The sequence below is a fragment of the Catenulispora acidiphila DSM 44928 genome, from assembly GCF_000024025.1.
GTDB classification, from domain to species: Bacteria; Actinomycetota; Actinomycetes; order Streptomycetales; family Catenulisporaceae; genus Catenulispora; species Catenulispora acidiphila.
Map to the genome: position 1 here is coordinate 482,465 of NC_013131.1, position 22,764 is coordinate 505,228.

The 22,764-nt window shown below is 70.0% G+C and carries 15 protein-coding genes; 14 read left to right on the forward strand and 1 reads right to left on the reverse strand.

Going from position 1 to position 22,764, the window contains the following annotated elements:
- Positions 1 to 24: 24 nt before the first annotated feature.
- From CACI_RS02150 to CACI_RS02215, 14 genes are all read left to right on the forward strand, one after another.
- A complete protein-coding gene (locus tag CACI_RS02150) occupies positions 25 to 453 on the forward strand; it encodes a hypothetical protein (protein WP_012784680.1) in 429 nt (142 codons plus the stop codon).
- Positions 450 to 2,684 carry an FxSxx-COOH system tetratricopeptide repeat protein gene (fxsT, locus tag CACI_RS02155; protein WP_263053505.1) on the forward strand — a complete coding sequence of 745 codons (2,235 nt, stop codon included), beginning with the start codon at positions 450 to 452 and terminating at the stop codon, positions 2,682 to 2,684. Before CACI_RS02150 ends, fxsT (CACI_RS02155) begins: the two co-directional genes overlap by 4 nt.
- 480 nt (positions 2,685 to 3,164) lie before the next feature.
- Positions 3,165 to 3,425: a hypothetical protein gene (locus CACI_RS02160; RefSeq protein ID WP_012784682.1), complete on the forward strand. Its 261-nt coding sequence runs from the start codon at positions 3,165 to 3,167 to the stop codon at positions 3,423 to 3,425.
- A complete protein-coding gene (locus CACI_RS02165; protein ID WP_012784683.1) occupies positions 3,425 to 5,422 on the forward strand; it encodes a VMAP-C domain-containing protein in 1,998 nt (665 codons plus the stop codon). The genes CACI_RS02160 and CACI_RS02165 overlap by 1 nt, the downstream gene beginning before the upstream one ends.
- A gap of 100 nt (positions 5,423 to 5,522) precedes the next feature.
- Complete coding sequence (locus tag CACI_RS02170; RefSeq protein WP_223297429.1) at positions 5,523 to 6,422, forward strand: AAA family ATPase; 900 nt, start codon at positions 5,523 to 5,525, stop codon at positions 6,420 to 6,422.
- Positions 6,419 to 8,887, forward strand: a complete 2,469-nt coding sequence (locus tag CACI_RS02175; RefSeq protein ID WP_012784685.1) for an SAV_2336 N-terminal domain-related protein — start codon at positions 6,419 to 6,421, stop codon at positions 8,885 to 8,887. Before CACI_RS02170 ends, CACI_RS02175 begins: the two co-directional genes overlap by 4 nt.
- 208 nt (positions 8,888 to 9,095) lie before the next feature.
- Positions 9,096 to 9,329 carry a hypothetical protein gene (locus tag CACI_RS02180; RefSeq protein WP_012784686.1) on the forward strand — a complete coding sequence of 78 codons (234 nt, stop codon included), beginning with the start codon at positions 9,096 to 9,098 and terminating at the stop codon, positions 9,327 to 9,329.
- Complete coding sequence (locus CACI_RS02185; RefSeq protein ID WP_012784687.1) at positions 9,326 to 10,495, forward strand: FxsB family cyclophane-forming radical SAM/SPASM peptide maturase; 1,170 nt, start codon at positions 9,326 to 9,328, stop codon at positions 10,493 to 10,495. Before CACI_RS02180 ends, CACI_RS02185 begins: the two co-directional genes overlap by 4 nt.
- A 127-nt stretch (positions 10,496 to 10,622) precedes the next feature.
- Positions 10,623 to 13,655 (forward strand): FxSxx-COOH system tetratricopeptide repeat protein, encoded by a 3,033-nt coding sequence (fxsT, locus tag CACI_RS02190; RefSeq protein ID WP_012784688.1) that lies wholly within the window; start codon positions 10,623 to 10,625, stop codon positions 13,653 to 13,655.
- A gap of 121 nt (positions 13,656 to 13,776) precedes the next feature.
- A complete protein-coding gene (locus tag CACI_RS02195; RefSeq protein WP_012784689.1) occupies positions 13,777 to 14,970 on the forward strand; it encodes a pentapeptide repeat-containing protein in 1,194 nt (397 codons plus the stop codon).
- A 10-nt stretch (positions 14,971 to 14,980) separates the two neighbouring features.
- Positions 14,981 to 15,553, forward strand: a complete 573-nt coding sequence (locus CACI_RS02200) for a DUF6817 domain-containing protein (RefSeq protein ID WP_012784690.1) — start codon at positions 14,981 to 14,983, stop codon at positions 15,551 to 15,553.
- A 294-nt stretch (positions 15,554 to 15,847) separates the two neighbouring features.
- Entirely contained in the window at positions 15,848 to 17,608 is a 1,761-nt protein-coding gene (locus tag CACI_RS47420; RefSeq protein WP_012784691.1) for a ricin-type beta-trefoil lectin domain protein, read from the forward strand.
- A 271-nt stretch (positions 17,609 to 17,879) separates the two neighbouring features.
- On the forward strand, positions 17,880 to 20,123 hold the full coding sequence (locus tag CACI_RS02210; RefSeq protein WP_012784692.1) for a hypothetical protein: 2,244 nt from the start codon (positions 17,880 to 17,882) through the stop codon (positions 20,121 to 20,123).
- Positions 20,124 to 20,155: 32 nt separating this feature from the next.
- On the forward strand, positions 20,156 to 21,394 hold the full coding sequence (locus tag CACI_RS02215; protein WP_012784693.1) for a S53 family peptidase: 1,239 nt from the start codon (positions 20,156 to 20,158) through the stop codon (positions 21,392 to 21,394).
- Positions 21,395 to 21,490: 96 nt separating this feature from the next.
- Here CACI_RS02215 and CACI_RS02220 read toward each other — a convergent pair whose 3' ends face one another.
- Positions 21,491 to 22,573, reverse strand: coding sequence for a sugar ABC transporter substrate-binding protein (locus CACI_RS02220; RefSeq protein ID WP_012784694.1), 1,083 nt, complete (start codon positions 22,571 to 22,573; stop codon positions 21,491 to 21,493).
- Positions 22,574 to 22,764: the final 191 nt, after the last annotated feature.

Sequence of the window (22,764 nt, forward strand, 5' to 3'; positions counted from 1 at the left end):
CCGACTCATCAGTACTCTGAATCCATGGACGTAGTGGGGGAGGCTCTGCCTGCGATCATCAGCGCCGTCAGAACCTATGGCGACACCGTGCTGACCGCCGGAGAGCAGGCCGCGGCGAGCGGGACGGTGTCCTTGGGGCGGCGGTTGCTTCAGAAACTGTTCGGGGGCGCGCCGAAGCCGGTCGTGTTCGAGGACGCGGTGGCGAATCTGGCAGCGGCGCCGGAGAGCGATGACGCGGTCGCGGCGCTGCGGCTTCAGATCGGCAACGTGCTCGCGCGGCATCCCGAGCTGCGCGATGAGATCGCCGCGATGCTGCCGCACCAGACCGGGAACACCGTGTCCGGTGACGGTTCGGCCAATGCCGGACGTGACCAGAACATCTCCGCCAGCGGCGGCACCGCTGTCGGCGTGCTCAACATCCACCCTTCCTCGCCGGATCCGACCACGCGATAGCGGTTTCCGGCGCCCGGCCACATCGCCGTGCTGTCAGTCTCGGTCCTCGGCCCGAGGGTCTCGTCGGACGGGAGGACCTTATCGAGCAGGTGGCGGCGGCTTTCACTGCCACCGGCGTTCCGCAGGTTCAGGTTCTCTTCGGCCTTGGGGGAGTCGGCAAGACCAGCGTGGCGGTGGAGTACGCCTATCGGTTCGCCGACTCGTACGGGATCGTCTGGCAGTTCAGCGCCGAACACCCCGAGTCCCTGGACGGACAGATCGGTGAGTTGGCCGCGCATCTGGGTCTACTTGTTCCGCCGACAACGGACGACGCAGCAGGTTCACTCAGGTCACACCTGGTGAACGCCGATCGCCCCTGGCTGCTGGTGCTGGACAACGTGGTGGACGACGCGGTCGTGCATCGGCTGGTCCCGGCCGCCGGGCCCGGTCATGTGGTGGTGACCAGCCAGCGGGCGACGTGGCCGGGACGTGCTCGCGTGCGCGAGGTCCCGGTGTTGGATCGGGATGTCGCCATCAAATATCTGTTGTCTGCGGCCGACAGCAGCGACGTGGCGGCCTCCGGACTCCTGGTCGACGCGTTGGGCGGCCTGCCGCTGGCCTTGGCGCACGCGGCTGCCTTCCTGCGGGTGACGGGCCGACCGGTGCAGTTCTACCTGGACAAACTGTCGGCGATGCTGGTCCGCCCCGGACGGGGCAAGGCGGTGGCTCGGACTTGGAGTGCGGCGATCGGCCAGCTGGGAAGCGCCGGCTCGCCTGCTATGGCGCTGCTGCGAGTGCTGGCCTGCTTCGCACCGGATGCCATTCCGGTGCGACTGCTTTTCCCCGACGACGCGCCTGTGCCGGAAGGACTGTCCGCAGACGTCGCTGACCAGTTGGCGGCTTTGGCCGACGACGGCCTGGCGGTGGACGATGCCTTGATCGCGCTCCGCGAATTCAGCTTGGTCGGCTCGCCGGTGGGCGACGGCGTGGTGTCGATCCATCGGCTCGTGCAGGCCGCGACTCTCGAGGCGATGAGCCCTGAGGAACAGTCCGCGTGGCGCCAGGCAGCCACGGCCTTGGTTGTGAGGGCAACGCCGGATGATCCCAACCTGCCGGAGACATGGCCTGCCTTTACCGCGTTGCTGCGCCACATCGAACAAGTCGTGCCTGCGGAACACGACTGCTACCTGCGTGCGGCAGATCATCTCGGTGCAGTCGGCAATTACCGTGCCGCCGTGGCCATGGCCCGCCGGAGCCTCGAGGCGCGAGCGCGGCGACAAGGTCCTGATGCTCCGGAGACGCTTGCGGCCCGCCAGAGCACCGCCCAATGGACTGGCCACGCCGGCGACTTCGAAGGCGCTCGAGACCAATGTGCCGACCTACTGCCGATCCGCGAGCGACTCCTTGGCGTCGAGCATCCCGACACGCTGTCCACGCGCTCGGTCTTGGCGTTTTGGACTGCGAGAGCCGGGAGCTACGCCGCCGCGCGTAATCAGGGTATTGACCTACTCTCGATCCGTGAACGTGTTCTCGGCATCGAGCATCCCGACACGCTGCTCACGCGCAGCAACCTGGCCGGCTGGACGGGCAACGCGGGGGATCCGGCCGGTGCTCGTGACCAGTTCGCCGATCTCCTTCCGCGCTATCAGCACGTTCTCGGCGACGAACATCCCGTCACCCTGATCACGCGGACCCACCTGGCACGCTGGGTCGGAGAGGCGGGGGATCCCGCCGGTGCCCGCGACCGATTCGCGGACGTGCTTCCCATCCGGGAACGTGTCTTCGGCGCCGAACACCCCGATACCCTGCACGTACGCGCCAATCTGGCCCGGTGGACCGGGAAGGCCGGAGCCGCCGCCGAAGCCCGTGACCAATACGCGGTTCTGCTCCCGCTCTTTGAGCGCGTTCTGGGACCTGAACATCCCGCCACCTTGACCAATCGCCGCAACCTGGCCCATTGGACGGGAAAGGCCGGAGACGCCCACGGAGCCCGTGAACAGCTCGTCGCGTTGCTGCCGCTGCATCAACGCGTCCTCGGCCCGGAGCACGTGAGCACTCTGCACGCGCGGCACAACCTGGCCCGCTGGACGAAGAACGCCGGCGACAACGCCGGTGCCCGTGATCAGTTCACTGATCTCCTCCCGATTCGGGAGCGTGTCCTTGGCAGCGAACACCTGGATACGGTGAAGACTCGCAACGGCTTGGCGAGCTGCATCACCGAGACCGAGCGCGTCCCTGGCGCCACCGAGTGAGCGCGCCGCGTGTCCGCTCGGTCGTCGTTTGGGTCGAGCTCGTTACCGGTGGTTTCCCTTTTGCGCACTTGCCAGGTGCGATCTCAGTTCCCTGACGCTGGCTCCGCCAACTATGGTGTTTTGGAAGGCTTTAGGCTGCGCGTTGGGGGGATCGATGGCGTTGGATGCTGACGGGGTGCCGCAGCGGGTTGAGTTGCCGACGGGGGAGTTCATCTGGGTGCGGGTGGAGGTGCCGGAGGCGGCGGTTGGTGAGGGTGGCGGTGCCGGGGGGACGGCTCGTGATGTGGGTGGGCGGCGGTTGCGGAGAAACCATCCGTCCATTGATGACGACGCGCAGATCAGCAAGCTTGTCGGGTTCACTGAGACCGTCGGCGGTATTGCCCACAGTGTGCGGAAGAGTCTTGCCCGCTGTGCGGCCGGACCGGGTCGAGGTCGAGTTCGGGTTGGAGATCGACGGGTCGACTGGGCAAGGTCGTCAGCATGGTGGCCAGTGCGCACGCCAAGGCTTCGATCAAGGTGAAGCTGGGTTGGGACCAGGCGGGTATCTCGGACGTCGGCGGTGTCGAGGGCGTAGGCAGCGTAGGTAGTGCAGACAGAGTCGAAGATGCTGACAGGGTCGAAGATGCCGACAGCGCCGACGATGCTGACGACGCCGGCAGCGACAGCAGCGACGGCAGCGCAAAAGCCGAAGACCCCGCCGAGGACACAGCCCAGGACACAGCCCAGGACCAGGAGCCTTAATGGCGCTGGCCCAGCTGCCGAACCCCGGCGGTCCCCACCTCATCGCGCAGGCGGAGAGGTCTGCGGTCGCGGTCCTCGCGCCCGAAGCTCCTCCGGAGCCGGGCGCGGAGCCCGCGCTGTGCCTGATCGGGTCAGGGTTCTTCATCACCACCGATCTGGTGCTGACCTGTGCCCACGTCGTCGCCGACGAGCCTGAGCTCTACGTCCTGAGCGGCAGCGTGACCCTGCGCGTCAAAGCCGTCGAGCTGATCGACCCGCCCTACGACGGCGACGACTCCTGGCCGGTGCCGGACCTGGCCCTGCTGCGCATCGAACCCGCGCCGCCGGACGACGAGAGCGATCCCTACCCGGTGTGGCTGGACCTCGCGCCCAACGCGTCCTTCATCAGCAGCGCCGGCTACCTCAGTGTGGGCTACGACAAGCGCGGTCCCGGCGGAGCGGCGGCGCTCGCCAGCCGGCTCTACGATGCCGGCGGCACGCGCAAGGCGAACGCCCCGGGGCTGCCGAGCTTCACCTACGTCGAGCTCGCCGGCAACACCGTCCCGACATACCGTTCCGGCAGCATGGTCATCGACCTGAGCACCGGACGCGTGACCGGCATCGTCAAAGCAGCCCGCGCCGAGGACGACGGCGACGGCGGCTACGCGGTCCCCCTGGCCGGCGTCCTGCCGCGCGTACTGTCGCGCCAACTGGGAGTCCAGAAGGCGAAGGACATCCTGGCAGCGCACGACTCGTTCCACGCCCGGACCGTGGATTGGCCCGCCATGTGCGAGCACTACTTCACCGGTCCCCAGCCGCCTGGCGCCATACGGGCAGACTCCACAAAGCTCCCCCTGAACGAAGTCGCCCTCCTCGGTCTCCTGGTATCGATCCGCCACGTCGTCACCGACGCCGAACTCTTCGAGATCATCCAGAGCCACAGCGGCCTGGAGCTCGCCGCCGACGCCGGCCTCCGCGACGTCGCCCTCGGCCTGGCCGCGACCACCACCTGGAGCTCCACTGACGTCCACAGCCTCCTGCGCTTCATGGACGGCTTGACCACGCGCCTCGAACACCGCGTCAGCCAGCAGTGGCTGGCCGAAGCGCGGAAGTGGGCTGATGGTCTGGCCGCGAAGCTCAACCAAACCTCCCGCCTCCGTGCCCTGCGCATGCAGACATCCGCAATACGCCGTACTTCCGGGGCGGCAGAGGCGGGTAGCAGCTCCCTGCGGGTACTCGTCGATCCGGCGTTCGATCCGGCGGGCGGGTATCACGTCAGTATCCGTATGCACCACAGCGCCGGGGTCGGCGCGGAGCAGTCTCCGGAGGAGACCATCGGCAGTGCGAGTGTCCTGGCGCATCTCCGCGATGTCCTGCCCGCCGCGGTCCGGGCCGCCGCGCGCCTGGACGGCGGCTGCCTGATCGACCTCGTCCTGCCGCTGGACCTGCTGGCCGAGCCGGTGCACAAGTGGGAGGTCTCCGGCTCCACGCCGCTCGGCCACCTGCTTCCGGTCGCGGTCCGCTCGGTGGAGCGCTACCGGGACCGGGACGACGTGCCGGGCGCCAGGCTGCGCGAGATCTGGGACCGGGCGTCTAAGGAGGCTGTTTCGCTTCAGTGGATCATGTGCGAGGATCCTGAGAACACCGGCCGGGCCGTGGAGCACACCGGGCTCGGGCTGGTGAACCCGCCCACCAGCCGGCACCGGCGATCCCGGCGTCTGCTCGACGAGGCGGTCCAGGACGGCGTGCCGCTGCTGGTCTGGTCGGCGTCCGACTGCGGGGTGGACCACGCCGATCCGCAGAACGTGTCAGTGCTCTGTGCAGGCCCGTATTTTCAGGGAATAGCGGAAGAAGCGCTGCGCGACGTCGTTCTGGAAGATGTGCCTCATCGGCTCTTCGCCAAGCGCAGCCAGGCCGGAGCCGAGGAATTGGACGCCGTGGCTCTGTTCTGGGACAACCCGGGATTGGGGCACGAAGAGAACCTGTTGACAGAACCCTGCTATCCAGAGGACTCGTGATATGAAGGACTGGTGGATCTTCAAAGGTGAAGGAGTCCCCCATCGTCGTGTCGAGCAGCTGCCGCCGCCCATGGCCTCCCGGAGCTTCGGAGGAGCTCCGTTGGTCGAGCTCACGCTCGAGGAGGACCGGGCGGCGGTCGCGCGGCTGGGGCGGTCCGAGGCTGAGCAGCGTCTCCTTTTGTCCGAACCCGATCTGGACTTGATCAACGCCGCCATATTGTTGCGCAGACCCTTGCTCGTCACGGGAAAACCCGGCAGCGGCAAGTCCTCGCTGGCCTACGCGATCGCCCGCGAACTCTCCCTGGGACCGGTGCTGCACTGGTCGATCACCAGCCGGACCGGCGTCAAGGAAGGCCTCTACGGCTACGACGCGCTCGGTCGGCTGGAGGAGACGAATCTGCGCCGGATCATGGGCGCGGACACCGCTCCCGACCTCGGTGAGTACATACGCCTCGGTCCGCTCGGAACTGCCTTGCTGCCGCAGAAGCACCCGCGTGTCCTCTTGATCGACGAGCTGGACAAGAGCGATCTCGATCTGCCCAATGACCTGTTGCATGTCTTCGAGAACGGCGAGTTCGAGATCGAGGAGGTGGTCCGGCAGCGCGGCACCGACTCCGTCGAGGTCGGCGTCACCGGCCAGCCGACCCCGGTCACGGTGCACGGCGGCCTCGTGCGCTGCAACGCGTTCCCCATCGTCGTGCTCACCGACAACGGCGAGCGCGACTTCTCCGCGGCGTTCCTGCGCCGCTGCGTCCGCCTCAAGCTCGCCGACCCGGATCGCGACCGCCTGGTCGGCATCGTCGAGGCGCACCTGGGCGAGGAAGGCGTGCGAACCGGGCGCACGCTGATCGAGGACTTCCTGGTCAAGCGCCGGGCCGGCACGGTCGCGACCGACCAGCTGCTCGGCGCCGTCTACCTGGCGATCGCGGCCAAGCTCGGCGGCACGGACCGGGCCGAGCTGGCCGACCGGATCATGGCTCCGCTCGACCAGGTGGGGTGACCCGCATCGTGCCGGACGACGCGCGGGCGGCGCTCGCGGACTTCATCGAGGCGGTGGCGCCGGCGGAGCTGTCGGCTGAGGAGATCGCCGAGGCGCTGTGGCTGGCGCAGTGGATCAACCAGTCCGCGGGCGCGACAGCCGGCTCCGCCGAGCCACAGCAGGAATCCGGTCAGGAGGCGCCGCCTCCACACCGCGTTCCGGTGTCGATTCCCAGAACCCCCGCCGGACGCCAGCAGCCTGCCCGAGCGCACCCGCCGGCCACCGTCGCCGACGCCGAATCAGAGCCCGAGCGCCGCACCTCGCCACCCCCGCGGCTCATGGGATCGGCGCTGATCCGCGTGCCCTCGCCGACCGGGTCGGAGGCGGTGCGCTTCGCCCGCTCGCTGCGGCGCCTGCGGCCGCTGCCGGTCCGCCGCGCCCCTGGCACGGCGGACGCCGCCGCGACCGTGGACGAGGCGGAGACGGCGCGCTTCGCGGCGGAGACCGGGCTGCTCTGGCCGGTCTACACGCGCCAGCGTCCCCGGCGCGGCGTCGCGAAGGTAGTCGTCGACACCTCGGTGTCCATGCAGGTGTGGGAAGGGCTCGAGGAGGACATCGTCAGAGGCCTGTCGCTGTCGCGCGTCTTCCGCAGGGTCGAGACGTGGTCCCTGTACCAGCGCGGCGAGACGGCTGTGGTGTGCGAACGCAGAGCCGGAGTCGCCGCCGGGCACGAAGGTCCCCTGGCACGGCTCGCCGACGGGTCCGGGGACGGCGCCGTCCTCATCCTGTCCGACGGCGTCGCAAGGCTCTGGTACGACGGCGCCGTGCTGGACGCCGTCGATCGCCTCGCCGTCCAAGGTCCCGTCGCGCTCGTCCAGCCGCTGCCGAATCGGCTGTGGCGCCGGACAGGGCTCCGTCCGAGGCTGACGACGGTCACCGGAACCGCCCGAGGTCCCGAAGCCCTGCACCTGACGCGCGTCGCGATCGGGACCGCGGCGCCGGCGGTCCCGATCATCGAGGCGGACGAGTCCTGGTTCGCCACCTGGGCCGCACTGGCATCCGGGCGCCTGGCGACGGCTCGCTTCGCGGTGCTCGGCTCCCGATCGCCCGCCGGCTACGCGCAGTCGGTGGCGGCGGGCGGCGTCCAGGAACCCGGCCAGCTGGTCGGCGACGGAATGGCGGTCCCGGTCGTCCGCCGCTTCCGCGCCGCCGCGAGTCAGGGCGCGCGCGAACTGGCCGCCGCGCTGTCTGTCGTGCCGCTCAGTCTGCCGATCATGCAGATGGTCCTCGCCACCTGCTTCCCCGACCGGAGCCGCGCGCACCTGGCCGAGGTGATCACCGGCGGCCTGATGCAGCGCGATCCCAAGGTCCCGGAAGGCGGCGGCCCGCCGGCGTTCCGCTGGCTGCCCGGCGTCGGCGAGGAGCTGCGCCGGGAGGTGGACGACCGCCAGGCCGAACGCGTGCGCGCCGCGCTGTCGGGCTACCTGGACGCCGAGCTCGGGTTCCGGCCGGACTCGCGCGGCTTCATCGCCATCATGGGCACGCCCGCGATGCCGGCCGAGCGGGAGGGACGGTTCGGTAGTCCATTCGCGCGGATTCTGCCCGACACGGTCCGCCGGGCCCTGAACCATGCCGGCGTCGCCTATACCGTGTCCGACACGGTGGGTACCGCTTCGGAAGCACAGCGCATCACGCACGCCCTGGCTCTGGCCGAAGCGGCCCGGAACACTGGACGGAGTGCGGAGATCGACGAGGCCATCGAGGCGGCGAGGCTGGCGGTGAGCGAGGCCGCAGGCCGGGACTGGCCGCTGACCGACGCGCTGGCCGAGCTGCTCGAGCACCGCGGCCGTCGCGAGGGGTCGCCGTTCGACGCCGAGGAGGCAGTCATCGTCCTGCGCGAGTACGTCGACCGGGCGCCGGCGGACGACCCGCACCGCCAAGAGGGTCTGGAACGCCTCGCCGACGCCCTGCTGGCGCGGTATCAGAGCACCGAGTCGCCCGACGACCTCGACGACGCCATCCGGATGCGCCGCCGGCTCGCCGAGGCCGAGGACGCCGCCCAGGACCAGCTGGTGCTCCTCGCCGACGCCCTGCTCGAGCACCACCGGCTCACCGGCGCCTCGCTGTCCGCCTACGAGGCGACCGATCTGATGAGCGGTCTGCGCCGCACCGGCCAGAGCGAGGGCGTGCGCGTCGCCGCCACCGCGATCCTGGCCCGCGGGCTGGACATCATGAGCCGCTCGACACGCGCCGAGGAGGACATCGAGGCCTCCGACGCGGTGTGGCTCGCGCTCATGCCGGAACTCGGCGAGCTGACCGAGGACCAGGCCGCCGTCACGCGCACCGCGATCGAGGCGCGGATCCGGTTCCACAAGAGTTCGGGGCGCGCCGGGCGTGCGCGCGCCCTGGAGGCCGCGTATGAAGACGCCCTGGGCCGTCTGGGGCAGCAGTGGGGTCTGCCGGGAGCGCAGGCCTCCGCGATCTGACGCGTCGACCGGGCGGCGCCGACCCGCCTGGAGTCGCCCCGTCGCGGCCGGACTCTGCCCGCCTGTCGAGAGTTGGTCAGAGCCCTGAATTAAGTGGCGTCCTGACGGGTACCTAGTTACCCGGGATTGCACAAGCAGGCGCTCACAGACGAGCCGCGACCTCTGCGGCCGGCCGGTCGGGGAGGCCGCCACAGGGAGGGGATCCCGATTGGAACGCACGATCACCGCGGCCCTCGAAACCGACGGGTCGGCCGCGGGCGTTGACGTCTCCGGTTTCGCCGCCGGCCACGACCTGGCCTGGACCGAACCGGGACCGGAGACGGTCCCTTCGCCGCTGGCCCGGGGGATGCAACGGCTGCTGGCCGAGTACGTGCAGGAGACCGAGTGGGTCGTCGGCTGGAGTTCCTGCCTGCTGCCCCCGCCGCCGGACCGGGCGCCTTGAGCCTCGACACCGGCGCGGGGCTGCCGAGGCCGGCGCGAGCCGGCTGGACGGCGACGGGACTGCGGCAGTTCGTGCTCAAGCTGCATTCCCGCTGCAACCTCGCCTGCAGCTACTGCTACATCTACGAAGGTCCCGACCAGAGCTGGCGGGACAAGCCGGGCACGATGAGCCCGGAGACGATCGCCCTGACCGCCTCCCGGATCGCCGAGCACGTCGCGACCCACCGTCCGCCCTGGATCGAGGTGGTCCTGCACGGCGGCGAGCCGTTGATGGCCGGGTTGCCGGTGCTGCGCAACGCCGCCGAGACGATTCGCGCCGCCGTCCCGGACACCACCGCCGTCCGGCTCATCGTGCAGACCAACGGCTTGCTGCTGACCGAGCAGATGCTCGAAGGGCTCGACGCCCTCGGCATCCTGGTCGCGGTCAGCATCGACGGATCGGCCTCGGACAACGATCGGCGGCGCCGCTTCCGGGACGGTCGGGGCAGCTTCGACGCGGTCTCGACAGGGCTGCGGATGCTTACCTCGGAACGCTTCCGCCACCTGTTCGTCGGCTTCCTGTGCGTCATCGACCTGGAGTCCGATCCGCTGGCCGTCTACGAGGCGCTCACCGTCTGGGACCCGCCGACCGTGGATCTGCTGCTCCCACACCGGACCTGGGCCGATCCGCCGCCGCCCGGCGCGCGCTACGCAGCCTGGCTCTCAGAGGTCTTCGATCACTGGTACCGCTCGGGCAGCGCCACCGGCATCCGCGTCTTCGACGAGATCATCGCGGTCCTGCTCGGCGCCCGCACCGGCACGACGGCGATCGGTGCCGGACCGGTCCAGCACGTCACCGTGGAGACCGACGGATCGCTCGAGGCCGACGACATCCTTAAGATCGCTTATGCCGGCGCGCCGGAGACCGGACTGACTCTCGCCCGCCATAGTTTCGACGACTATTTGGCAACACCGGCATTAATGGATCGGCGAAGCGGAATCGACGCACTGTGCCGTGAGTGCCGCGAGTGCCCGATTGTCGGAGTTTGTGGCGGCGGAACCTATCCACACCGCTTTCGCCCCGGTCACGGCTTCGCCAACCCGTCGGCTTATTGTCATGACCTAATGGCGGTCATCAGCCATATCAAAGAGGCGATCATCGGCGATCTATCAGGTCGTCCGGCATGAGAGGCAAGGGGTCGGCGGCGGCCGGAAAAACACCGCAGCGATCTGATTCGCCAGCGCCGTCGGAAACGCAGGGTTCGAGTATAGGCTGGGTTCGTCGGCTCGAATCCAGGCCTGTTGAGGGGTAGTAGTGGTGCTGCACAGCGCGATCCCCGGCGTCCGTGACGCCCTCGTCGTCCACTGCGATGCGGACGAGACGTGGGTGTCGTGGATCGACGAGGCGCTCGCCGACCAAGGGTTCCAGACGCACCGGCTGTCCTGGACGGCCGACGGCGAGGATCTGGGCCGGACGATCGGGGATGTGCTCGGCGGCGGCGTCAGCTGCTGCGTCGTGGTGCTCAGCGAGGCGTTCCTGGCCGCCGCCGACTACTCGCCCCAGCAGTGGCGCACCGCGCTGCGCGACAGCGCCGACCTGCTCGACCGGCTGTTCCCGGTGGTCGTGGACCGCGCGCAGCTGCCGGCCGAACTGCCGCTGGAAGTGCGCCAGCAGATCATCGACATCTCGGACGTCGGCGAGCAGGCGGCGCGCGAACGCCTGATCCAGGCGGTCTCCGGCGAGCCGCCGGTCGGGAGGGTCCCGGTGCGCACGCGCGAAGGCAAGGTCCGCACCCGGTTCCCGGCCAGCGATCCGGCGATCTGGTGTCCGTGGACGCCCAACAGGAACTTCTCCTTCGTGGGCCGGGACAAGGAACTCAAGGCTCTGCACGCCCGGCTGTGGGACGCGCCGCGCGGGCAGGCGCGGGTGGCGGTCACCGGGCTCGGCGGCGTCGGCAAGTCGCAGATCGCCGTCGAGTACATGTACCGCTATCAGAGCGAGTACGACGCGGTGTGGTTCGTGCGCGCGACCCGGACCGCGATCGCCCGGCAGGACGTCGTCAACGTCGGCGCGGAGCTCGGCGCCCCGAGCGCGGACGACCTGCAGGCCGGTATCGACGGCGCCTTGCGCGCGCTGCTCGAGGACGCGCGGACGCGGCGCTGGCTCGTCGTGATCGACGACGCCCGCTCCGCCGCCGCGGTGAAGGACCTGCTGCCCAGCTTCCCCGGCCAGCACGGCCACGTCATCATCACCTCGACGGACGAGAACTGGACGGACATCGCCGCCGAGCTCCCGATCCAGCCGATGTCCGCCGAGGAGAGCTTCCGCTATCTGCGCTCCAGGCTGCCGGAGACCGGCGACGAGGACCTGCAGGCTCTGGTCGGGTACTGCGACGGTCTGCCGATCGCCATGGACCTGGCCGCCGCGCAGGTGCGGGGCGCGGCGCAGTCGGTGCGGGCGTTCCTGCAGTCGGCGTCCGAGCGCGGCGTCGACCAGTACCAGGTCAAGCTCGGACGCCACGAGAAGACGGTCGCGCAGACCTATCTGACCGCCTTGGACAGCGTGGGCCGCGAGGTCCCCGCCGCCGGCGAGCTGCTGCGCCTGTTGTCCTTCATGGCCAGCGCCCCGATCCCGATCCGGCTGTTCGGCGCGCTGAGCCAGGACAGCGGTCTTCCGGAACTGGCCGACCTCGCGCAGGTTTCCCGCGGATTCGCGGACTCCTCGGCGCTGCTCGGGATGCTCAGCGAGATCCGCAAGCACTCGCTGGCGACCATCGGGCTCCAGGGCGAGGAATCGGTCATCTCCATGCACCGGGTCCCGCAGCGGGTCATCGTCGCCGACATCGCCGAGGACCAGGCGCTGCGCTACCGCCACGCGGTCCACCTGATGCTGCGCGCCCGCGACATCGGCGCCGCGCGGACGTCGGCGCAGTGGCTGGTGATGCTGGAGATCTGGCGCAACCTGGAGTCCTCGGACGGCTGGGACTGCGAGCTGTGCGCCGCGGACATCTCCTGCCGGCAGATGATGCTGCACGTCATCAGGGCTCTGATGATCTGGAGCGAGTCGACGCAGTGCGAGGCGGCCGCCGCCCGCGCCATCGCGGCGTGGACACCGGTCCTGGGCCCGCACCACACCGACGTCCGCGAAGCCACGCTGGAGCGCGCGAACGCGTTGCGCAACATGGGCCGGGCCGGCGAAGCGCTGGAGCTGGACGAGGCGCTGGCCCGCGACGTCGCCGAGATGCCGGACGTACGCCCGGCGATCGCGATCCGCACCGGTCTGAACCGGGGCGGCGACCTGCGCCGCCTGGGCCGGTTCGCGGACGCGAGCACCATCGACACGCAGACCCGGGACCGGGCCGTCGACGAGTTCGGCGAGATCGACCGGCTCAGCCTCATGGCCCGCGGCAACGTCTCGGTGTCCTACCTCCTGCTCGGCGAAGCCGCGAACGCCATGCGGAACGACGAGGACCTGGTCCGCGACCAGGTGCGCCTGCGCGGCGACGGCGACCGGGCGGCGTTCCAGACCCGCACCCGCATCGCCCGCGCGCACCGCGACATGGGGCAGTACCGCAGCGCCGTGGAGATGCAGGAGCACAACACCTACCGCTGCGAGCGGGTGTTCGGTCCCCACGACGCGACCACCCTGACGGCGAAGGGCACCCTCGCCAGCTGCCTGCGCAAGGCCGGCCAGTACGAGGAGGCGCGCCGCGTCGCCTCCACGACGGTGACCGACCTGCAGAAGCTGATCGGCGACCGGCACCCGGAGATGGTGCTGGCGATGACCGAGCTGGCCAACTGCCTCGTCCGCACCGACCGCCGCGCCGACGCCGCCGAACTGGGCCGCCAGGCGCTGATGCTCGCGGTGGAGGTCTGCGGCACCGACCACCCCTTCACCGCCATCTGCCAGAACAACCTCGCCCTGGTCCACCTGGTGCAGCACGAGCCCTTCGAGGCCGAGACCCTGCTGAACGAGGCGGCGCAGGTCTTCGCCGCACTGCCGACCGACCACCCGCACCAGCTGATCGTCGCGGCGAACCTGGCCACCGCCCTCTGGGACCGCGGCGAGTACACGAAGGCCGAGGACCTGGAGAAGCAGCTCGAGCCCAAGTTCGTCCAAGCCCTCGGCGAGAACCACCCGACCACCCTGGCCGTCGCCTCCAACCGCGTCACCACCTTCGACGCCCTCGCCGGCGACGACGCCACCCGCCGCACCATCAACAACGCCCGCTGGCGGCGCACAGTCGCGGCGTATCAGCGGGTCCTGACCCGCGAGCACCCGGACGTGCAAATCGCGGAGGAACGGCGGCGCCGGATCCACATCGCGCTGGACGCTCCGGCGGTGTAGCGGGGCGGCAGGGTCCTGAGTTAAGGCGGACGGACGCACAAACCGCGTCGTTCCGGTGCTGCCGTAAGACGGACCCGCGCTGAGCCTGGCTCACGGTGGTTTCGCCGCTTATCATGCGGTCGTGGGCCAGGATTCACAGAACTCTGATTCACTCGGCCGCCGGCGGGCTCCCGCGCTCGCCCGGTGGCCGCTCGGGCGGGTCGCGTTCGCCACGTTCTGCGCGACCTTGGCGCTGGCTCTCGGCGTGCTCGCCGGGGTGCTGGGGTGGCTCGGGCTGCTGTCGCGCTCCTCGTTCCGGTCCTCGCCGGGGACGGCGTTGGACGTCGTCAAGCTCGTCCTCGGCGCGGTCGCCGGCGTCGGCGCGCTGGTCGGGCTGGTCATCGCCTACCGGCGGCAGCTGGTCGCCGAGACCGCCGACGACCGGGAGCGCACCCGCCTTTTCAACGAGCGCTTCAACGCCGCCGCCGAGCAGTTGGGCTCGGACCGGGCCGGGGTGCGGCAGGCGGGCATCTACTCGATGGAGGGGCTCGCCGACGACTGGCCCGCCGGCCGGCAGAAGTGCGTCGACGTCCTGTGCGCGCTCGCGCGGCGCGGCCACGTCCTGCAGCCGCCGGCGGACGCGCCGATCGAGGACCGCCTGGCCTGGGACGACGACCGCCAGTTCCGGCACGCGATCATGCGGGTCGTCGCCGACCATCTGCGGCCGGCCGCGGCGGTGCCGTGGCGGGGCGGGAACTTCGACTTCACCGGCGCGCTCGTCGACGGCGGCGACTTCGAGGGCATCGAGCTGACCGGCGGCCGGCTGGTCTTCGCCGGCGCGCGGTTCGTGGCCGGGGCGCCGCTGGTGCTGCGCGGCAGCCGGATCGACGGCGGGCTGCTGGACGTCCGCGGCGCGGTCTTCGACTCCGGCGCCCTGGACCTGAGCAAGGCCTCGGTCGGACCGCAGGCCACGGTGAACTTCAGCGACGTGCTGTTCCAGGACGGCTACATCGACATCCGGACGACCACCATCGAAGGCTGCTGCTATCTGTGCCGCGCGACCATGAGCGGCGCCGAGATCGAACTCTCGGAGTCCTCGCTGCGCGGGACCATCGATTTCCGGGACGCGCGGCTGGCCGGCGGTGTGATGCGGTTCGACGGCGCGGTGGTGGCGCCGGAGCGGTTCCGCTTCGCCGGCGCCAGGTTCGAGGGCGCGACACTGGACTTCTCCGGTGCCCAGGTCGACGGCCTGTTGGATTTCGGTACCGCCGCCTCGCCGACCGGCGTGATGCTGCCGCCGACACCGACTGTTGCGCCGCACTCAGCCCCCGAGTAGAACGCGTGGGGTGAGCGAGATTCCGAACGAACCCGCATCCGCCAACCGTCCCTTCACTGAGTTCCTTCGTGCCCACGGCGCCGCAGACATGCCGCACCCCGGCGGCACGCTTCTGGCGCACCTCATCCGCGTGAGCGATCGGCTCGCGGAATGGGGTGTGCCGCTTGCGGTTCAGGTCGCAGGCCTCTGCCATGCGACGTACGGGACCGACGGGTTCGCCCCGTCCCTGCTGGATCTGGCCGATCGCGCGATCCTGGTCGAGCTGATCGGCGAGGGCGCTGAGGCTTTGGTCTACCGTTACGCCAGCTGCGATCGCTCTGCCACCTACCCGCGGTTGCGCGGCGGTGAGCAGCCGGTCTTCCGGGACCGGTTCGCCGGCGCCGACTGCCAACCGACCGGTGAGGAGCTGCGTGCCTTCCTCGACATCACCGCGGCGAACGAGCTGGATGTGTTCCGGCACAACGCGGAACTGGCCGATCGTCATGCTCCGGCGTTCTATCGGCTGCTGGAGTCTGTTCGTGCCCTGATGTCCCCCGCCGCATGGGATGCGGTGCGGGGCGATCTCGGAGATCGCGCCTCGTAATCGAGAAAGCCCGCGAGTCGTGAGCCGCAGTGTCTTGACGCTCCGGCCGATGCTGCCTACGCTCCAGCATTAAGTTAGGAAAGGTTACTAACGAGAAATGCGCACCGGCATCACCGCTGGTCGCACCGCCTGCGCCACCCCGCTACCCAGCGCGCCGGCGTCACGTAGCGCATGCACCGCCACCGCACTGCCACGTACCGCATGCACCGCCACCGCACCAGCACGCACGGCCGGAGCCGGCCTGTCCGCCGGCCCCGGCCCATCCCCAGCCCCGCAAATGAAAGGGGAACAGCAATGAAGATATCCCCGCGGCGCCTCATCACGGCGCTCGCAGCCCTCTGTCTGGGCATCGGCGCGGCCCTCGGCATGATCGCCGCGCCGGCTCAGGCGGCGGCGTCGGCCACCAGCGAGCAGACCTTCCTGACCTTCTACGGCTGGTGGGACAACACGCCGCCCGGCGCCGACATCGCCTATCCGCAGATCCACCAGACCGCGGGCGGCACCGGGACGTACGCCGATCCGATCACCTTCGCCACCGACTCCAACGAGCAGCCGCCGGGAACGATCGTCTACGTCCCGCGCGTCGGCAAGTACTTCATCATGGAGGACGGCTGCGACGAGTGCAGCTCGGACTGGACCGGCCACGGTCCCAACGGCGGTCCCAACCTGCGGCACCTGGACCTGTGGCTCGGCGGGAAGGGCGGCAACGCCTTCGACGCCATCGAGTGCGAGGACGCGCTGACCAACTACAACAGCGACGGCACGCCGACCATGGAGCCGGTGATCGTCAATCCGCCGTCGAACGAGACGGTGTCCTCCTCGCCGATCTTCAACACCAGCACCGGCGCGTGTTACGGCGGTGCGAAGCCGACGATCTCCGTCGGGCAGTACAAGAACGTCTCGACCGGCAACTGCATGACCGACCCGAACAACAGCTCCTCGGCCGGCGCGCTGCTGGTGACGGCCGCCTGTGACAGCACCGCGGCCAGCCAGCGCTTCACCTTCGACGGCACGTTCCTGCAGATCAACAACCTCTGCGCGGACTACTCGACCTCGCAGATCTCGATGCAGAAATGTACCGCCGGACCCAGCCAACAGTGGTCGTACAACACCGACCTGACGTTCACCGACATCCAGACCGGCAAGAAGTACATCAACGACTCCTCGGGCAAGGTCAAGTCGGGCAGCAGCTCCAGCAGCACGAAGACCTGGACCTACGTCCCGGCCGGCTCCGGCACGACGAACGACTTCTCCGTGGCGGCCAGCCCGGCGAGCGCCTCCGTCACCGCCGGCGGCACCGCGACCGCGACGGTCTCCACCGCCGTGACCGCCGGTGCCGCTGAGTCCGTCGCGCTGAGCGCCAGCGGCGGCCCGGCCGGCTCCACGGTCAGCCTGAGCCCGACCAACGTCACCTCCGGCGGCAGCTCGACCCTGAGCGTCGCGACCACCTCCACGACCGCCCCCGGGACGTACACCATCACGGTCACCGGTAAGGCTGCGACCGGTACCCACACCGCCACCTACACGCTGACGGTGAACCCCGTCTCCGGAGGGGGCGGCTGCACCGCGGCCCAGCTGCTGACCAACCCCGGCTTCGAGAGCGGCGCCAGCACCGGCTGGACCGGCAGCTCCACCCTGGGCTTCAACCCGATCACCAACAGCACCAGCGGCGAGCCGACGCACGCGGGCTCCTGGGAGTCCTGGTTCAACGGCAACGGCTCGGCCGACACGGACACCGTCGCGCAGTCGGTGACCATCCCGTCGGGCTGCACCGCGACCCTGTCCTACTGGCTGCACATCGACACGACCGAGAGCACGTCGACGGCCAAGCCGGACACCTTCAGCGTGCAGCTGCTCAACTCCTCGGGCACCGTGCTCACCACGCTGGCCACCTACAGCAATCTGGACAAGGCCAGCGGCTACACCCAGCACAGCAGCGACGTGTCGGCCTACGCGGGTCAGACCGTCAAGCTCCGCTTCACCGGCACCGAGACCGACAAGAACGGCGGCACCACCAGCTTCGTCCTCGACGACACGGCGTTGAACGCGAAGTAGGACCGCGTCGAGAGGTAGGAACACCGCGCGCATCCCTTGCAGCGCACCAGAAAGCCCCGGATCGGCTTGCCGGTCTGGGGCTTTCGCCTGCCGCACGGCGATGGTCGATGACAGCCGTCCGACGACGGTCCTGTCGTTCTGATACGCGGTGGCGACCGCTCCGGGTTGCCGGGCTCCGGCGTCGGCTTCCCGTCATCGAAAAGTACTGACAACCACTGCGTTCCTTCGGTTGATTGGGCCCGTCAGATCACCCGTCACGGAGGGAATCAGGGTGCGGAAACACACATCACGCGCTGCTCGTGCCGCAGCGCTGTGCGCGGCGGCGGCAGCCGTCGCCACCTTCACCGTCCCGGCTCAGGGCGCCGTCGGCGCCACACCCCAGGCGACTCCGGTGCCCTCGACGACCAGCCGCGTCACGCTGGCCACCGGCGACACCGTCGAGCTGTCCCCGGCCGGGACGCGGGTCCTGCCCGGCGGTCCCAGCAAGGCCTTCACCACCTTCACCGACACCAAGGGCGACACCTACATCGTCCCGGCCGAGGCCGTGCCGTTCGCCGGCCGGGTGCTCGACATGTCGTTGTTCGACGTCACGCGCCTCGCGGCGATGGCGCAGGGCGCGCAGGGCAGTCAGATCCCTGTCTCGCTCGCCTTCCAAGCCGGCGTCACCCCGAGCGCGCCGGCCGGCGTCACCCTGACCGCGGTCTCCGGGCAGACCGCCACCGGCTACATGACCCCGGCCTCCGGCGCCGCGTTGGCCACCGCGCTGCAGAAGCAGATCGCCGCCGACAAGACGGCGGGCCGGACCGTCGGCAGCGGCGGACTCCTCGGCCTCACCTCGATGCGGGTCGCCGGGACCGGAACCCCGGTCACGCCGAACTATCCGATGCGGATCCTGCAGATCAACGCGCTGGACACGGACGGCGCGCCGCTGGACAGCTACGTGACGCTGATCAACACCGACAACTCGCAGATCATGGCGGTCAGCGAACCGGTCGTGGGCGGCGTCGCCCGGATCGCGCTGCCCGCCGGGAACTACGCCGCCTACATGAGCGACTTCTCCTACGACACGTCCGGCTACATCACCGGGGAGGCGCTGGTCGCGGTCAACGACTTCGCCGTGCCGGCCACCGGCGACGTGCCGGCGCTGACTCTGGACGCGCGGACGGCCACGGCGCCGGTCTCCGTCACCACGCAGCAGTCCTCGACCGCGCAGAACCTGATGCAGCAGATGACGCGCACGCCGACCACCGGACCGACGGTCGTCCTCGGATCCTTCTTCATCTTCACCGGCGGGATGCCGCTCACCATGACGCCGCAAGCCACGGCGAAGGTCGGGAAGTTCACGCTGGACACGGTCGAGGACATGGCCGGTCCGGCAGGCGCGGGCCCGGACAACTATCAGTACCAGTACTTCCTCGACTTCCCTTCGGACCACATCGACGCCGACCAGAGCCACCATCCCGCGGACCGCGACCTGGCGGCGGAGACGGAGAACATCGATTCCGATCCGGCCCTCGCCGGCGCCGAACGCGGCGTCGACGCCGCTCCGGTGCTGCCGTACACCGGTCCCGGGTTGCAGTTCGGGGCGGCGATGCCGCAGAAGTCGACGTCGTACTTCACCCCCGGACGCTGGGCGAACGGCATCTCCGGTCCGTGGGCGAGCGGACCGGGCCAGCCCGAGGGACCGTCCCTGTGGTCCGGCGCGAAGACCTATCACGCGGGTCAGGTCTCGCAGCACACCTGGGGTGCGGCACCGTCCGCCCCGGCTTTCGGCCGGTACCAGGAGTCCGCTGCCGAGGTGGACTGCCAGGTCTGCGTCGGTGCCGGGAACATGGACCTGGAGTTCTATGACGCCGGTGACAGCAATCCCGACACAGTCGGTGTCGACTTCGACGCCAACCCGTCGGCGACCTTTTACTGGAACGGCCAGCCGCTGACGCCGCCTTCGGGCCCGCCCGGCTTTTCGAGCCCGGACATCATCGTGCCGAACGTCGGCACGACCCCCGCGACGGTTCGCGCCGTCCTGGACACCGACCGCACGTCCGGGGAGAAGCAGTCCACGAACACCCACACCGATGTGACGTTCCAATACACCGGAAAGACAGACTCCCGGTCCACGCTCCCCGACGGGAACTACTGCCCGGCGGCGATCGCTGCCGGCCAGCCGTCGGCGCCGTGCCAGATCATGCCGGTCATGACCATCGGCTACCAGTACGGCGCGCTGTCGCGGACGAACGTCTCGCAGAGCCCCGTGCAGTCGCTGGTGCTCGACATCGGCCACCACTCCTTCGGCGGGCACGGATCGCTCGCCCCGGTGGTCTCCGCGAAGGTGTCAGTGTCCTTCGACAGCGGCGCCACCTGGCAGGACGTGCCGACCGTCGGCGCGTTCGGGCACTACGCCGCGCTGTGGCACAACCCGGCGCCCGGTACCCCGGTCGCGGTGCGGGTCACCGCGGCCGACTCGATCGGCGGCTCGATCAGCCAGACCGTCACCAACCCGTACACCGTCGGCTGATCAGCGACAGCATGAGGGGATCTCAGAAGACGATGAAAACGCGAATAAGAATCCTGACGGCACTCGCTGCCGGTGCGGCCGCGGCTCTGGGTCTCGCCGCTCCGGCGGTCGCGGCGCCGACGCACGGCGGCGGCGGAACGAAACCCAGCGGTGGCACCTCGGTCGCGGTGTGCGCGGCGGCCACTCCCGGTCACGCGAGCTGCTTCGCCCGGCTGCGTACCGACGTCCACGGCGGGAGCGGCGTGCGCGGTGCGGCAGCCGGCCGCTCCAAGCCGGCGAATGCCGCGCCGCCGACCGGCCTGAGCCCGGCCGATCTGCGCGCCGCCTACAACTTGCCCTCCACCGGTGGCGCGGGGCAGACGGTGGCGATCGTCGATGCCGGCGCCGAGCCGAACATCGAATCCGATCTCGCCGTCTACCGCGCCACCTACGGACTGCCGGCGTGCACGACGGCGAACGGCTGCTTCCAGGTGGCGAACCAGCGCGGCGCGGCCTCCCCGCTGCCGCCGGACCAGGGCTGGGGTGTGGAGATCGCGCTCGACGTGGACATGGTGTCGGCGGCGTGCCCGCAGTGCCACATCCTGCTCGTCGAAGCCGACGACGCCTCGAACGAGAACCTGGCCGCCAGTGTGGACACCGCGGTGGCGCTGGGAGCGACCGAGGTGTCCAACAGCTACGGCGGTCCCGAAGCCTCGGACTCCGCTCAGGTGGCCTCGCACTACTCCCACCCCGGAGTCGCGATCCTGGCCTCGACCGGCGACAGCGGCTATCAGCCGGCGAACGCCCCGGCGGTCTACGGCAGCGTCATCGCCGTCGGCGGAACCACGCTGACCCGCGCCGCGACCAGCCGCGGCTGGAGCGAGAGCGCGTGGTCGGGCGCCGGCAGCGGCTGCTCGGCGTGGTTCGCCAAGCCGGCCTGGCAGCAGGACGCCAACTGCCCCGGACGCATGACGGCTGACGTCTCGGCGGACGCCGACCCGAACACGGGACCTGCGATCTACTGCACCGACGGTTGCCCGGGGTGGGGCGTCGTCGGCGGGACCAGCGTCTCCTCGCCCTTCCTCGCCGGCGTCGTGGCGCTCGCCGGACACCCCGGGCGGTTCCCCGACGCCTCGTACCTCTACGCGCACGCCTCCGGCCTCAACGACGTGGTCGGCGGGAACAACTCGGTGAGCGGGATGGACTGCGGCGGCGACTACCAGTGCAACGCGGTGGCCGACTACGACGGTCCGACCGGACTGGGGACGCCGAACGGCTTGGCGGCTTTCTGAGCCGCCCGCGGGCCGAGTCGAGTCTGTGTGCGGGCCGACTCGGGCCCGTGTGCGGGACGCGGCGGGCAGCGCGAAGGCTGCCCGCCGCGGCCGGAGCTACTTGATGCCGTTCGCCGTGCAGGCCTCGGCGAATTCCGGGGTGCACACCTGGGCCTTCGTGACCGCGCCGGCGGAGATGACGTCGCCCACGTTCTGCTTGACGATGGCCTCCGGCGTCAGCATCACGGACGCGACGAGCTTGCCGGTGACGCTGTCGGCGACCATCGTGTTGGCCGAACTCGCCGAACCGCCGGTGGCCAGGGCGGTCGCCAGCTCGGCGGCGGCGTTCGCCTCCTTCACCGAGTCCTTGAAGATGGTCATGCACTGGTCGCCGACCAGCACCGACTGCAGCCCGGCGACGGTCGCGTCCTGACCGGTGACCTGGACCCTGCCGTTGAGGTGGTGCTGCTTCAGGACGCCGATCACCGCCTGGGCCATGCCGTCGTTGGCCACCAGCACGCCGCCGATGTTCGGCGCCTCGGCGAGCATCTTCGCGAAGTTCTGGCCGGCGATGTCGTTCTTCCAGTCGGTGGTGGACTGGTTCGGGCCCTTGATGAACGTGCCGTCGGCGTAGAGCGGGTTGAGCACGGAGTTGTAGCCCTGTGCGAACAGCGTCGCGTTGTTGTCCGTGGGGGAGCCGTTCACCTCGGCCACGACCGGCTTCTTGGTGCCGCCCAGGCACGCCACCAGACCCTGCCCCTGGAGCTCGCCGACGTCCACGTTGTCGAAGCTGACGTAGTAGTCCGCGCCGCCGCCCAGGGTGAGGCGGTCGTAGTCGATGGTCGGCACGCCCTGCTGCCGCGCCTTGGCCAGCACCGCGGTGCCCGTGGCGGCGTCCAGGTCGACGATCATCAGGATGTTGACGCCCTCCTTGAGCATGTGGTCGGCGATCGCCTGGAACTGGGTCTTGTTGCCCTGCGCGTTCTGGATGTCGTACTTGACGTTCTTGGCTTTGAACGCCGCGGCCAGAGCCGGCTGGTCCTGCGTCGCCCAGCGGGCGGAGGACGTGGTGTCGGGCAGGATCACGCCGATGTACGGCTTGCGCCCCTTGGCTGATCCGCCGGTGCCGGAGCTGCACGCTCCGAGCGCGAGCGCCGCGACGGCGCCGACTGCCAGGGAGCGGATGATCGAGTGTCTCATCGTTGGATTCCTTTGAGGGTGTGCCGGGAGTGCACACACCGTCGTGACGAACTCTGTTGACGCGGGACGGCCCTTACCCGTCGATGCCAGGGCGACCAACGATTGATTCTTTGGAGGTACGAAAAACTATGTGTCTCAGCACGGTACGCGCCAGAGGGGGAGGGGCGGAATCTCGCCAGGCGTCCGTAACG